This window comes from Streptomyces sp. NPDC093071, assembly GCF_044754545.1.
In the GTDB taxonomy this organism is placed as follows: domain Bacteria; phylum Actinomycetota; class Actinomycetes; order Streptomycetales; family Streptomycetaceae; genus Streptomyces.
Genome location: NZ_JBIVPH010000002.1, coordinates 638,789 through 652,548, shown reverse-complemented (window position 1 = coordinate 652,548; position 13,760 = coordinate 638,789). Strand labels below are relative to the sequence as shown.

General features: G+C 74.4%; 10 protein-coding genes. 5 read left to right on the top strand and 5 right to left on the bottom strand.

Features of this window, described 5'->3' with window-relative positions:
• The first annotated feature begins 86 nt into the window (after positions 1–86).
• From ACIQD7_RS08720 to sbnA, 5 genes are read left to right on the top strand one after another with little or no spacing between them, the layout of a single operon-like run.
• Positions 87–2,597 (top strand): Pls/PosA family non-ribosomal peptide synthetase, encoded by a 2,511-nt coding sequence (locus ACIQD7_RS08720; RefSeq protein WP_402440752.1) that lies wholly within the window; start codon positions 87–89, stop codon positions 2,595–2,597.
• A gap of 41 nt (positions 2,598–2,638) precedes the next feature.
• Positions 2,639–5,101, top strand: coding sequence for an amino acid adenylation domain-containing protein (locus ACIQD7_RS08715; RefSeq protein ID WP_402441381.1), 2,463 nt, complete (start codon positions 2,639–2,641; stop codon positions 5,099–5,101).
• A gap of 25 nt (positions 5,102–5,126) precedes the next feature.
• The gene (locus ACIQD7_RS08710; RefSeq protein ID WP_402440750.1) at positions 5,127–6,128 is read left to right on the top strand and encodes a TauD/TfdA family dioxygenase; all 1,002 of its coding nucleotides are present in this window, start codon (positions 5,127–5,129) and stop codon (positions 6,126–6,128) included.
• A complete protein-coding gene (gene sbnB / locus ACIQD7_RS08705; protein WP_402440748.1) occupies positions 6,125–7,171 on the top strand; it encodes a 2,3-diaminopropionate biosynthesis protein SbnB in 1,047 nt (348 codons plus the stop codon). Before ACIQD7_RS08710 ends, sbnB begins: the two co-directional genes overlap by 4 nt.
• Positions 7,172–7,230: 59 nt before the next feature.
• Complete coding sequence (sbnA, locus tag ACIQD7_RS08700; RefSeq protein WP_402440746.1) at positions 7,231–8,187, top strand: 2,3-diaminopropionate biosynthesis protein SbnA; 957 nt, start codon at positions 7,231–7,233, stop codon at positions 8,185–8,187.
• A 5-nt stretch (positions 8,188–8,192) separates the two neighbouring features.
• Here sbnA and ACIQD7_RS08695 read toward each other — a convergent pair whose 3' ends face one another.
• From ACIQD7_RS08695 to ACIQD7_RS08675, 5 genes are all read right to left on the bottom strand, one after another.
• On the bottom strand, positions 8,193–9,014 hold the full coding sequence (locus tag ACIQD7_RS08695; protein WP_402440744.1) for a DUF1295 domain-containing protein: 822 nt from the start codon (positions 9,012–9,014) through the stop codon (positions 8,193–8,195).
• Entirely contained in the window at positions 9,011–10,297 is a 1,287-nt protein-coding gene (locus ACIQD7_RS08690) for a class I SAM-dependent methyltransferase (RefSeq protein WP_402440742.1), read from the bottom strand. Before ACIQD7_RS08690 ends, ACIQD7_RS08695 begins: the two co-directional genes overlap by 4 nt.
• Entirely contained in the window at positions 10,294–11,571 is a 1,278-nt protein-coding gene (locus ACIQD7_RS08685) for a class I SAM-dependent methyltransferase (RefSeq protein ID WP_402441380.1), read from the bottom strand. Before ACIQD7_RS08685 ends, ACIQD7_RS08690 begins: the two co-directional genes overlap by 4 nt.
• 95 nt (positions 11,572–11,666) lie before the next feature.
• Positions 11,667–12,443 (bottom strand): DUF1365 domain-containing protein, encoded by a 777-nt coding sequence (locus ACIQD7_RS08680; protein ID WP_402440740.1) that lies wholly within the window; start codon positions 12,441–12,443, stop codon positions 11,667–11,669.
• Positions 12,437–13,696 carry an NAD(P)/FAD-dependent oxidoreductase gene (locus ACIQD7_RS08675; RefSeq protein WP_402440738.1) on the bottom strand — a complete coding sequence of 420 codons (1,260 nt, stop codon included), beginning with the start codon at positions 13,694–13,696 and terminating at the stop codon, positions 12,437–12,439. The genes ACIQD7_RS08680 and ACIQD7_RS08675 overlap by 7 nt, the downstream gene beginning before the upstream one ends.
• Between the last annotated feature and the right edge of the window lie 64 nt (positions 13,697–13,760).

Here is a 13,760-nt window from a genome sequence, read left to right as displayed (position 1 = left end):
TACGACATCCGTCGAAGACCGCCCCGCCGCACGGGCCGGTCGACCCGAACCCCATCGCACGGCAGCCGCCCCCGGGGAGCCCCCTCATGACGCAGAAGTCGCTCGACGCCGAGAACCGCGCGGCCACCGGAACGCAGCGGGAGCTGGCCCGGCTGCTCGCGGACGTCGCCCACCTGGACGACGTGCCCCCCGACAGCCACTTCTTCGACGAACTGGGCACGGACTCCCTGGTCATGGCGCACTTCTGCGCACGGGTGAGGAAGCAGGACGGCCTTCCCGACGTGTCGATGCGAGACGTCTACCGGCATCCGACGATCAGAAGCCTGAGCACCGCCCTCGAAGCCGACCGGCCGGCCCCCGCCGCCGCAGCCCCCGCCGCCGTTCCCGCCACCGGGGCCCGCCCGCCCGGCCCCGCGCCCCCGCCGGGACACCGGCGCCAGGTGCTGTGCGGCGCGTTGCAACTGCTGTGCTTCGCCGGCTACGCCTTCCTCCTCGCCCTCGTCACCGCCCGCGGCTACGACTGGATCTTCGCCGGCACCGGCCTCTGGGACGACTACCTGAGGTCGGTCGTCTTCGGCGCCGCGGCCCTGCTGCTCCTGTGCACCCTGCCGATCGCCGCGAAATGGGTTCTCGTCGGCCGCTGGAAGCCGTGCCGGATCCCGGTCTGGAGCCTCGCGTACGTCCGGTTCTGGCTGGTCAAGACGCTGATACGGACGAATCCGATGGTCCTGTCCGTCGGCTCCCCGCTCTACGTCCTCTACCTCAGGGCCCTCGGCGCGCACATCGGACGGGGCGTGACCGTCCTCGCCCGCGGCGTTCCCGTCTGCACCGACCTGCTGACGGTCGGCGACCGCACGGTCATCCGCAAGGACGTCCTGCTCGGCTGCTACCGCGCCCACGACGCCGCGATCGAGACGGGCCCGGTCGTCCTCGGGCGCGACGTGGTCGTCAGCGAGGCCACGGTCCTCGACATCCGCACCTCGATGGGCGACGGGGCACAGCTCGGGCACGCGTCCTCGCTGCACCCCGGCCAGCACGTGCCCGACGGCGAGCACTGGCACGGCTCCCCGGGACAGCCGACGGACGCCGACTTCCTGGCCGTGGCCCCGGCCCGCTGCGGCACGGCACGGCGCGCGGCCCACGCCGCCGCCCAGATCGTCCTCGCGCTGCTGGTCCTCGCGCCGCTCGCCGTGGGCTGCCTGGACGTCCTGCTGGCGAAGGCCCCGCAGCTGACGACGCTGCTCGAACCGGGGCCCGCCGCGCTCGCCGACTGGGTCTTCTACGCCGACCTGCTCCTCGTGACGGGCGTCGTCTTCTTCGGCGCCGTTCCGGTCGCCCTGATCGCGCTGGCCGTCGTCCCCCGCGTCCTCGGCCGGCTCGTGACCCCCGGCCGGGTCTACCCCCTGTACGGCGTCCACCACGCGGCCCACCGGACGGTCGCCCTGCTGACCAACAGGAGGTTCATGACGCGCCTGTTCGGCGACAGCTCCGCCGTGGTCCACTACCTGCGCTGGATCGGTTACGACCTGTCCACCGCCGAGCAGACCGGCTCGAACTTCGGCACCGCGGTCAAGCACGAGAGCCCCCTGCTCAGCTCCGTGGGCCGGGGCACCATGGTCGCGGACGGCCTGTCGCTCATGAACGCCGCGTACTCGAGCACGTCCTTCCGCGTGACCCGCGCCGCGATCGGCGCGCACAACTTCCTCGGCAACAGGATCGCCTACCCCTCCGGGGGCAGGACCGGCGACAACTGCCTCCTGGCGACCAAGGTCATGGTCCCCGTCCACGGCCCGCTCCGGCACGACGTGGGCCTCCTCGGATCGCCGAGCTTCGAGATCCCCCGCTCGGTGGCGCGGGACGGCGCCTTCGACGACCTCACCCGGGGCGACGGGCTGCGTCGCGGCCTGCGCGCCAAGAACCGGCACAACGCCGCCACCATGGCCTGGTTCCTGCTCACCGGCTGGCTCTACTTCTTCGGCGTCACGCTCCTCTACGCGGCGGCGGCCGACCTGTACGCCCAGTGGGGCGTCACGGCCGTCGCCCTCGCCAACGTCGCTCTGCTGCCGTTCACCGTCCTGTACTCCGTGCTGGTCGAGCGCCTGGTCACGGCGGTCCACCCGCTCGGGCCGCTCTTCTGCTCGATCTACGACGTCCGCTTCTGGCGGCGCGAGCGGTACTGGAAGGTCCCGGCGGAGACGTACCTGCAGGCCCTGAACGGCACCCCGTTCAAGCCCCTCGTATGGCGGCTGCTCGGCGTCCGGATCGGCGCCTCGGTGTTCGACGACGGCTGCGGCCTGACCGAGCGGTCCATGGTCACCATCGGGGACGGCTGCACCCTGAACGCGGGCAGCGTCGTCCAGTGCCACTCGCAAGAGGACGGCACCTTCAAGTCCGACGCCAGCCGGATCGGTTCCGGCTGCACGCTCGGCGTGGGCGCCCTCGTCCACTACGGCGCCACGGTCGGCGACGGCGCCCACCTGGCGGCGGACTGCTTCCTGATGAAGGGCGAGACGGTCCCCGCCCACGACCGCTGGTCGGGGAACCCCGCGCGACCGGCGGTCCCCGAGCACGACGCCCACGGAGGCGAACGACGATGACGGACACGACGACCACGGACACGACGACCACGGACACGACGATGAGGGACGCGACCGTCGCGGGCGCGCCGCGCGCGGAAACCCCCGGCCTCCCCGCGTACACGACCCTGCCCCGGTGGGCCCCCGACCCGGTGCCGGGCACCGCGGAGCACACCGGGACCGTCCTCCCCGCCCGGCTGGCCGCCGCGCTGCGGGCCCGCGCCGACGAGTTCGGGGTGCCGGTCGCGGCGGTCCTCCTGGCCGCCCACGCGAAGGTGCTCGCCGTCCTGTCCGCCGACACCGAGGTCACGACCGGGTACCTGCTCCCGGGAGCCTCCCGCCCGGCGCCCTGCCGGCTGGTCGTCCGGCCCGGCACCTGGCACCGCCTGGTGACGGACGCCCACGACGCGCTCCGCCTCCTGTCCCGCCCGGGGCGCCCGGGAGCCGACGCGTTCCCCGAGACCCCGCCCGAGGTCGTGTTCGACCCGTACGGGGACGGAGCCGCTCCGGACGGCACCGCCCTGTACGTGAGCGTCTCCGAGGACGCCCCCCGCGTCCTGCGCCTGCGCCACCGCACCGACGTCCTCGACGGCGGCGCGGCCGCCCGCATCGGCGGCTACCACCTCCGCGCCCTCGAACGGATCGCCGCCGCCCCCGAGGAACGCCACGAGCACGGCACCCTGCTGTCCGCCGAGGAGATCCGCTTCCAGACCGAGGAACTCGCCGGCCCCGACCGGCCGCTGCCGGACCGCCGCTTCCACGAACTGTTCGAGGAACGGGCGCGCGAGCGGCCCGACGCCGTCGCGGTCGAACACCGGGACACGCGCTGGACCTATCGCGAGCTGAACGAGCGGGCCAACCGGCTGGCCCGCGCCCTGCTCTCCGAAGGACTGGAGCCCGAGGATGTCGTCGCCGTGGTCACCGAACGCACGCCGCACTGGATGGCGGCGGTGATCGCCGTCCTCAAGGCCGGCGGCGCCTATCTGCCCGTCGACCCCCACCACCCGCCCGGACGCATCGCCGCGATGCTCGCCCGCGCGGACTGCGACCTCGTCCTCGCCCAGCCCGACGCCTCCCGGAACCTCGACCGCGCCCTCGGCACCCGCTCCGGAACGCGCACGCTCCCCGTCCCCGCCGTCGCCGAGGGCGCCGCCCGCGCCGACGACCCCGCCGTCCCGGTGGCGGCGGACCAACTGGCCTACGTCTACTTCACCTCCGGATCCACCGGCGAGCCGAAGGGCGTCCTGTGCGAACACGCCGGGATGCTCAACCACCTCCTGGCGAAGGTCGAGGACCTCGGCATCGGCGAGGACGACGTCGTGGCCCAGACCGCCTCCCAGTGCTTCGACATCTCGCTCTGGCAGCTCCTCGCCGGGCCGCTGGCCGGGGGACGGACGCTCCTCGTCGGGCAGGAGGCCGTCCTCGACGCCGCCGCGTTCCTCGACACCGTCACCGACGGCCGCGTCACGGTGCTCCAGGTCGTCCCCTCGTACCTCGACGTCCTGCTCTCCGCGCTGGAGCGCGCACCCCGCCGGCCGCCCGGCCTGCGCCGCGTGTCGGTCACCGGGGAGGCGCTGCGCAAGGGGCTCGTCCGGCGCTGGTTCGCCGCGCTGCCCGGGATCCCGCTGGTCAACGCGTACGGCCTGACGGAGACGTCGGACGACACCAACCACGAGGTGCTGACGGGCGTGCCGGACGGCGACCGGATACCGCTGGGCCGGCCCGTGGCCAACGTGCGGATCCACGTGGTCGACGACAACCTGACCCCGGTGCCGCTCGGCGCCCCCGGAGCCATCGTCTTCTCCGGGGTCTGCGTGAGCCGCGGCTATGTGAACGACCCGGAGCGCACCCGGGAGGCGTACCTCCCCGATCCGCGCCGTCCCGGCCGACGGCTCTACCGGGGCGGCGACTTCGGCCGCTGGCTGCCGGGAGGAAAGCTGGAGTTCCACGGCCGCCGCGACGCCCAGGTGAAGATCCGCGGGTTCCGCGTCGAGATCGGCGAGGTCGAGAGCGCCCTGCTGCGCCTTCCCGGCGTCCGCGACGGCGCCGTCGTCGTCACCGGCGAGGAGGCCCACGCACGGCAGCTGGTGGCGTTCTGCACCGGACCGCGCCCCGTGGCCGAGGACGTACTGCTCCGGGGGCTCGGCGAGCTGCTGCCCGCGTACATGGTCCCGTCCGCCGCGCACTGGCGGAAGTCCCTGCCGCGCACGGCCAACGGCAAGACCGACCGCGCGGCCCTCGGCACCCTCGCCCGGGACCCCGGCCGGTCCGACGGCGGCGGGCACCGCCCGGCCCGTACGCCGACCGAGCGGCGGCTCGCCGCGGCCTGGGCGCGCGTCCTGGACGTACCGGCCGACGGCATCGGCCGCCGGGACGACTTCTTCGACCTCGGCGGCACCTCCCTGTCCGCCGTCCGCCTGGCCGTCGCCCTGGACCGGGCCGTCTCCCCGCGCGACCTGACGGCCCGTCCCGTCCTGGCCGACCTGGCCGCCCTGATCGACGAACGGACCCCCGCGACCCCGTGACCCCGTAGTGAGGGAGAGAAGCGACATGCTGTCCGCACTGTTCCGCAAGCAGCAGACACCGGAACCCATGACGATCCGCGAAAGCCAGGCGCCCCCGGACCCGGCCGCCTGGACCGATGCCCACCGGAAGGAGCTGCGCGATCTGGTCGCCGCCCACGGCGCGGTCCTCGTCGGCGGACTGGACCTGCGCGGCCCGGCCGACGTCGAGGCGGCCGTCCGGAAGGTGGCCGGCCGCCCCCTGAGGGAGACGGAGGGCTTCGCCGCCCGGGAGACGCGCGGCGAAGGCGTCTACTCGTCGGCCGTCTGGCCCGCCAACCAGCCGATGTGCATGCACCACGAGCTGAGCTACGCGCGCCGCTGCCCCGGGCTGCTGTTCTTCGCCTGCCTGGAGCCGCCGGCCGACGGCGGGGCCACCGCCCTCGCCGACGCCGCCGACGTCCTCGACGCCCTTCCCGCGTCCCTGGTCGAGCGCTTCGAGGAGGAGGGCTGGCTGCTCGAACGCTCCTACAACGGCGAGATCGGCGCCACCCTGTCCCAGGCGTTCGGCACCGAGGACCGGGGAGCCGTCGACGCGTACTGCGGGGCCCACGACATCGAGACCGCGTGGCAGCCTGACGGAACGCTGCGCACGCGCCAGCGGCGCGGCGCGGTGGTACGGCATCCGGCCGACGGCCGGCGCTGCTGGTTCAACCAGATCGCCTTCCTGAGCGAATGGACCCTGGCCCCCGAGGTGCGGGAGTTCCTGATCGAGGAGTACGGCTCCGGGGGCCTGCCCTTCACCACGCGCTACGGCGGCGGCGATCCGGTGCCGCGCGACGTGGTCGAGCGGATCAACGAGGCCTACGACGGGGCGACGGTCCGCAGGCCGTGGCGGGCCGGCGACCTGATGGTCGTCGACAACCTGCGCACCGCCCACAGCCGGGAGGCCTACACCGGGCCGCGCGACGTCCTGGTGGCCATGGCCGACCCGATCGACCCGGTCGACCCGCAGTCCCCGGGCCGGTCGCCGAGGAGGGCCGGGGCATGACCGCCACCGTCGCCGCACCCGTCGTACCGCCGTTCGCCGTCGTCCCCGGGCGGCAGGTCAAGGAAGTGCTCCACGGCCGGGAGGCCGACGTGACGGAGGTCGTCGAAGCGACCTACCGGCTGCACGCCGCCGGGCGGACCGTCAACCCGCCCTCCTCCTTCCTGCGGTTCACCGACCGGCCCGCCTCGCGCATCATCGCCCTCGCCGCCTCCCTGGGAGGGGAGGGGACCCGGGTGGACGGGCTCAAGTGGATCGCGAGCTTCCCCGCGAACGTGCGCTCGGGCCTCCCCAGGGCCTCGGCCGTCCTCATCCTCAACGACCCCGCCACCGGCTACCCCTTCGCCTGCATGGAGAGCTCGGTCATCAGCGCCGCCAGGACCGCCGCGTCCGCCGCGGCGGCGGCCGACCGGCTCAGCCGGGGCCGGCCGAGGCCCACCCGCGTCGGCTTCGTCGGCACCGGACTGATCGCCCGTTACGTCCACACCTATCTCGCCGGCACCGGCTGGACGTTCGAACACACCGGCGTCCACGACCTGTCGGCGGAGAGCGCGGCCGGCTTCCGGCTCTACCTGGAGCAGACGGGGAACACCGGTCCCGTCACCGTGCACCACGACGCCGAGACGCTCATCCGCAGCAGCGACCTGGTGGTCTTCGCGACCGTCGCCGCCCGGCCGCACGTCACCGAGCCCTCGTGGTTCGACCACAACCCGCTCGTGCTGCACATCTCGCTGCGCGACCTCGACCCCCGGGTCCTGCTGTCCGCGACCAACATCGTCGACGACGTCGAGCACGTCCTCCGGGAGTCGACCTCGCCCCACCTCACGGAACGGCTCACCGGCGACCGGGCCTTCCTCCACGGCACGCTCGACGACGTCATGGCCGGACGCGTGACGCCACCGCCCGACCGGCCCGTGATCTTCTCGCCCTTCGGCCTGGGCGTCCTCGACCTCGCGGTCGGCAAGTACGTGTACGACGAGGTGGCCCGGTCCGGCGGGCTGCTGCTCGTCGACCGCTTCTTCGACGAACTGAACCGCTACGGATGAGGCGGCCCCGTCCCGCCGGGCCCCCGGCCGGACGGTCCGACCACGAGAAGGAGAGCACCGTGACCGTCATATCCGTCCCGGAGGCCTTCAACGAGGAGGACCTGTACGTCGACCTCGGGCCGACGACCGGGCACCCGCTGTTCCTCAAGTGCGAGGGCTTCAACTTCGCCGGTTCCATCAAGCTGAAGGCGGCGACCGAGATGGTGGAGGCCGCCGAACGGAGCGGGCTCCTCACCGACGACTCGATCCTCGTCGAGTCGTCCTCGGGCAACCTCGGCGTCGCGCTGAGCATGATCGCGGCCGGCAAGGGCTACCGCTTCCTCTGCGTCACCGACTCCCACTGCAACCTGACCGCCCGCCAGATGATGGAGGCGCTGGGGAGCGACGTGCACGTCGTCTCCGACGAGGCGGGCAGCGGCAGCCTCCTCGGCGCCCGGCTCGCCCTCGTCCGCGCCCTGTGCGCCTCCGACGACCGGTGCGTGTGGCTCGGCCAGTACACCAACCCGAACAACTGGAAGGCCCACTACCGCAGGACGGCGCCCGCCATCGCCCGCGCGTTCCCGCAGCTCGACACCCTCTTCGTCGGGGTCGGCACCACGGGGACGCTGATGGGCTGCGCGCGGTTCTTCCGCGCCTGGAACCCGTCCGTGCGCATCGTCGCCGTGGACAGCGTCGGCTCCGCCGTCTTCGGCGGCGCCCCGGGACGCCGGATGATCCCCGGCCTCGGCATGAGCATGAAGCCGCCGCTGCTCGACGAGGCGTACGTGGACGAGGCGGTGTCCGTCGAGGAGGCGGACACCGTCCGCACCTGCCGGATGCTCGCCCGGCGCGGATTCCTCTTCGGCGGCTCCACCGGCACGGTCGTCAGCGGCGCGACCGGCTGGCTCGCCCGCCACGGCACCCGGGGCACCACCGCCGTCGCCATCGCCCCGGACCTCGGCGAGCGCTACCTCGACACGATCTACCAGTCCAACTGGGCCCAGGCGCTGTACGGCGACGACGTCCTCGTGCCGTGAGGGCGTCACCTCCTGTGCCGCGACGGGCCACGGCGCGGCGGCCTGGGCAGGAAACCGCTGGTCCGGGCGGCGTACGCGGCGTAGCCGGGGCGGTCGGCCATGTGCTTCTCCAGCAGCCGCTTGCCGCTGCCGACGGTCAGCAGCAGGGTCATGACGACGGGGGAGACGAGCCCGGCCAGGGCCGTCTGCCAGGTGGTGCAGGCCAGGAGGTACAGCCCCCACCAGACGAGGGCGTCGCCGAAGTAGTTCGGGTGCCGGGTCCACGCCCACAGCCCCCGGTCCATGATGCGGCCGCGGTGCGCGGGATCGGCCTTGAAGCGGGCCAGCTGGCGGTCGCCGACGGCCTCGAAGACCAGCCCGGCCGCCCACACGGCCGTCGCGACGGCGTCGAGCGGGCCCAGTGGCGAAGGGCTGTGCGCGGCGAGCTGGACCGGCAGCGAGATCAGCCAGACGAGGCCCGCCTGCGAGAGGTACACGGTCCGCAGCGCGTACCGGGTGCGGTTCCCCGGCGCCTTGTCGAGGAGTTCGGCGTAGCGCGGGTCCTCGCCGTGACCCCGGGAGCGGTGGGCGATGTGCAGCGAGAGCCGCAGCCCCCAGACGACGGTGGCCGCGGTGACCAGCAGCCGCCGCCCGTCGTCGCCGTGCCCGTCGGACAGCACGAAGGCGACGACGGCGACGGCGGCGAAGGCGAGGCCCCAGGCGACGTCCACGATCCGGTGCAGGCCCCGGCGGACGGCGACGGCGAACGTGACGAGCAGGACCGCCACCGCCGCGGCGGCCGTGGCGAGGAGGCAGGGGACGAGCGCGCTCCAGTCGGGCGCGCTCACGGCCGTCCGTCCGGTCCGTACCAGGCGGCGGGCGTGGACGGCACGCCCGCACCGCCCTCACGGGTGGGGCGGACGGCGAGGATCTGGTCGACGCCCATGCGCCGCTCCGAGAACGCGAGGGAGGCACCGGCCAGATAGAGGCGCCAGACGCGGCAGGTCGTCGTGCCGACGAGCGCCTCGAACCGGGGCCACCCGGATTCGAGCCGGTCGCGCCAGGCGTCGATGGTCCGCGTGTAGTGCTCGCGGACGGACTCGACGTGCCGGGCCTCGAAACCGGCGGACTCCAGCACGTCCACGGTCCTGCCGACCGGACGCATGTGCATGTCGGGGGCGATGTAGGTCTCGATGAACGGCCCTCCGCCCGGCGCGTGCGCGCCCCGGGACATCTGCTGCACGAACAGCCGTCCGCCGGGGCGCAGCGCGCCGTACAGCTTCGCCCCGAACTCCGGGTACTCGGCGTCGCCGACGTGCTCGCCCATCTCGACGGTGGACGCCGCGTCGAAGCCCGCCGTGTCGATGTGGCGCCAGTGCCCGAACTCGACGTCCACGAGCCCGGCCACGCCCTCGCGCACGCACCGGTCGGCCACGAAGTCCCGCTGGGCGCGGGAGAGGGTGACGGCGGTGACGCGGACCTTGTGCTCGCGGGCGGCGTGCACGGCGAGCGAGCCCCAGCCGCAGCCGACGTCGAGGAGCCGGTCCCCGGCGCGCAGGCCGAGCTTGCGGCAGATCAGCTCCAGCTTGTCCCGCTGGGCGTCGGCCAGACCGTAGGAGGGGTCGTCGGGACGGGTCCAGTACCCGCACGAGTACGCCATCGACTCGTCGAGCAGCAGGGCGTAGAAGTCGTTGGAGAGGTCGTAGTGGTGGCTGATCGCGGCCCGGTCGCGGCCCGTGGTGTGCAGCCGTCCGCCGAGGCGGGCGCGGCCGTCGGGGCGGCGCGGCGGCGGCCCGGCCGCGCCCAGGCCCACGGCCAGGGCCCCGGCCGCCGCCAGCCCGGCCGGACCCGGCCGGACGGTCCCCTGCTCGCGGACGGCACGGCCGGCCCGGGACAGGGCCGACGCGAGGTCCCCCTCGACGTCGAGCTCCCCGGTGACGTACGCCTCCGCCAGCCCCAGCTCGCCCGGCTGCCACAGCAGGCGGCGCAGGGCGGCGGGGGAGCGGAGCGAGACGAGGGGCGCGTCGGCGGGACCGGCCGTGCTGCCGTCCCAGGCGCGCAGCCGTACCGGCGACGGACCGGTGACGAAGTGGCCGAGCAGTTCGGCGAGACGGTCGGCGGCGGGCCTCATCGGGGGGTCCCTTCGGTCAGGAGGAGCTGGCGGACGTCGAGGTAGCCGGAGCGGAAGCCGGCTTCCGAATAGGCGAGGTACAGCTCCCACATGCGGCGGAAGACGGCGTCGAAGCCGAGGGCGGCGACGTCGTCCCGCCGGGCGGTGAATCGCTCCCGCCACAGGCGCAGGGTCTCCGCGTAGTGCGGGCCGTAGCCGTTGTCGGCGACGGTGCGCAGCCCGGCGGCGGCGGAGTGCGCGTCGATGGCCTCGCGGGAGGGGATCAGCCCGCCGGGGAAGACGTACTTGCTGATCCACGTGTGGGTGGCCGCGGTGTGCAGCATCTGCCGGTGGCCCATCGTGATGGCCTGGAGGGCGACCCTGCCGCCGGGGGCGAGCGCGTCGCGCAGCGTCCGGAAGTAGGAGGGCCAGTACTCGGCCCCGACCGCCTCGATCATCTCGACGCTGACGACGGCGTCGTAACGGCCCTCGGCGTCCCGGTAGTCGCACAGCCGGATGTCGACCCGGTCGGCCAGGCCGGCCTCCCGCACGCGCGCGCGTGCGAGGTCGGCCTGCTCGGAGGAGAGGGTGAGGGTGGTGACCCGCGCGCCCCGGGCCGCGGCGCGCAGGGCGAGTTCGCCCCAGCCGGTGCCGATCTCCAGGAGCCGCGTGTCCGCGCCGACCCGGGCGAGGTCCAGGAGCCGGTCGATCTTGCGGTGCTGGGCGTCCCGCAGGGACGCGAAGCGGGCGGGGAAGGCGGGGAACACGGCGGAGGAGTAGGTGAGGGTCGGGTCGAGGAAGGTGGCGAACAGCTCGTTCGACAGGTCGTAGTGCCGGTGGACGTTCTCCCGTGCCCCGTCGGGGGTGTTGCGGTCGGCGGCGGGCCGGGCCGCCACCCACAGGGAGCGCAGTCGGCGCAGCGGGGCGGGCACCAGGTCGTCGGCGTGCGCGGCGAGCCGGGTCAGAACCTCGGGCAGGTCGTCGCTGTCCCACTCCCCGGCCATGTAGGACTCGCCGAAGCCGATCAGGCCGTCGCCGCCGATCCTGCGGTAGAAGGCGTCCGGGTCGTGGAGCACCAGCCGGGGAGGGGCCGGTGCGGCGGGGTCCGCGTCCCCGTCGTCGGGCGCGAGGAGCGACAGGTTTTTCAGCGCTCCGCGCACCAGGTACCGGGCGAGGGCCGTCCGGCCGGGCCGCGCCTTCGGCGGCCGGGCCACGTCGGGCCAGCGGCCCGCGTCCACGGGGTCCGCGGCCGCGCCGACGCGAACGGCCGCGGCCGGACCGGGCTGGACCGGCACGCACACGGCGCGCCCCGGAGCATGGGCGCGATCGGGGAAGACCGGGGAGGGAGGGTTCACAGCGGTGTGTCCTTCTGCGGGGAAGTGCGGTGGGGTCAGCGCGTGCGGGCGGTCGGCCGACCGCACGGCGGGGACGGCGGACCGGTCCCGGGACGGGGCTGTACGGGCAGGCCGCGCAGCCACAGGCGGACGCCGTGGCGGCGGATCCCGGCCCACACGGCGGCGGTCGACCACGGCCTGCGCACCGCGCACCCCAGCAGGGCCGCGGTGGTGGCGGGACGCCGGCGGCCCCGTACGGTCGCGGTGAACGGGCGGCCGTCCGCGGTCCGCAGCTCCACCGTCAGGCGCAGTTCCTCGTCGGGCGTCGGCAACCGCATCCGGTAGCGGCCCTCGACGGCGAAGAACGGGGAGACGTAGAAGGCCTTGTCCGCCTCGGCGGTCCCCTCGCCGTCGGGCCGGAGCAGGTAGCAGTGCCGCTGCCCGTACGTGTTGTGGACCTCGGCCACCACGCACACCGGGGCGCCGGTCGCGTCGTGGCACCAGTACACGCTCAGCGGATTGAAGACGAAGCCGAGCACGCGCGCGTGCGCGAGCATCACGACGCGTCCCCCGCCCAGGTCGACGCCCTGGCCGGCCAGGTACGCGTCGAGGTCCGCCCGGATCGACCCGGCGCGGCCGGTGAAGTGGTCGCGGGCGTCGAACCGGGCCAGCGGCCGGACCGGGGCGGGCAGCACCGGCAGGGCGTCGAGGTCCACGCACCACAGGTAGGTGTGGTGCCGGAAGGAGTGGCGCAGCGGCGCGGTGCGCGCGTGGGCGACCACGCACTCGTACAGGGCGGGCGTCGCCGGACCGGTGCCGGTGGGGGTCACCACCGCACCCCCAGGGCCCGGGCGGCGAGCACTCCGGAGCGGCAGCCGTCCTCGTGGAACCCCCAGCCGTGCCACGCGCCCGCGTACGCCGTCACCCCGGTGTTCAGACCGGGGAGTTCCTTCTGGGCCGCGACCGAGGCGGGCGTGTAGACGGGGTGTTCGTACACCATCCGTTCCACCACCCGGTCCGGGGCGACGAGATCGTCGCCGCCGAGGGTGACGACGTATTCGGCCCCGGCCGGCAGGCGTTGCAGACGCCGCATGTCGTAGCTGACCCGCACCGGATCGGCGGAGGGGTCACAGCCGGTCAGGTGGTAGTTCCAGGACGCCCGGGCGCGCGGCGAGCGGGGCAGGACGGAGGTGTCGGTGTGCAGCACGGTGGGGTTGCGGGAGTACGTGAAGGCGCCGAGCACCCGCCGTTCGTCGGGGGTCGCGTCGGCGAGCATCCGCAGCGCCTGGTCGGGATGGGTGGCGACGACGACGGCGTCGTACGTCTCGGTGGCGCCGTCCCGGGTGGTGACGAGGGCGCCGCGCCCGGTGCGCCGGACGGCCTCGACGGGGCTGGCGGTGCGGACGCGCTGGACGTGCTTGGCGGCGGCCTCCACGTAGGCGGCCGAGCCCCCGGTGACGGTCTTCCACCGCGGGGACCCGGTGACGGACAGCAGGCCGTGGTGGTCGAGGAACGCGAAGAGGTAGGCGGCCGGGTGGGCGAGGGCGGTGCGGGCCGGGCAGGACCACACCGCCGACACCAGCGGGAGCGCGAAGTGGCCGACGAAATAGGGGGAGAAGCCGTTGTCGCGCAGGAAGTCCCCGAACGTGGCGCCCGGATGCCCGCCCCGGGCCAGCAGGCGCCGGGCGGCGCGGTGGAAGAGGGGGACCTCGGCGAGCAGGCGCAGGTGGCGGCCGCGCAGGGCGGCGCGCGAGGCGAACAGCCCGCCGGGTCCGCGGGCACCCGCGTACTCCAGCGCGCAGCCGTCGCACCGCACCGACATGCTCATCTCGGTGTCCTGCGTGCTGACGCCGAGCTCGCCGAAGAGCCGCAGCAGGGTGGGGTAGGTGCGCTCGTTGTGCACGATGAACCCGGAGTCCACGGCCACCGTCCGGCCTCCGCGTCCGGCCAGTTCCCGGGTGTGGGCGTGACCGCCGAGCCGTCCGTCCGCCTCGTACAGGGTGACCTCGCGCGACGAGGACAGGACGTAAGCGGCGGTCAGCCCCGCCACCCCGGCGCCGACCACTGCCACCTTGCGTCGTTCCACACGAATCTCCCGCCACCCGACACGCCGCGACCGCGACGCGATTCACCCGTACTTCGCAGCCGCC

What these genes read in the sequence shown, in the direction of transcription:
- ACIQD7_RS08690 (WP_402440742.1), bottom strand. Translation starts at nt 10,297, where the DNA reads ATGAGGCCCGCCGCCGACCGTCTCGCCGAACTGCTCGGCCACTTCGTC.
- sbnB (WP_402440748.1), top strand. Translation starts at nt 6,125, where the DNA reads ATGACCGCCACCGTCGCCGCACCCGTCGTACCGCCGTTCGCCGTCGTC.
- ACIQD7_RS08715 (WP_402441381.1), top strand. Translation starts at nt 2,639, where the DNA reads ATGAGGGACGCGACCGTCGCGGGCGCGCCGCGCGCGGAAACCCCCGGC.
- ACIQD7_RS08710 (WP_402440750.1), top strand. Translation starts at nt 5,127, where the DNA reads ATGCTGTCCGCACTGTTCCGCAAGCAGCAGACACCGGAACCCATGACG.
- ACIQD7_RS08720 (WP_402440752.1), top strand. Translation starts at nt 87, where the DNA reads ATGACGCAGAAGTCGCTCGACGCCGAGAACCGCGCGGCCACCGGAACG.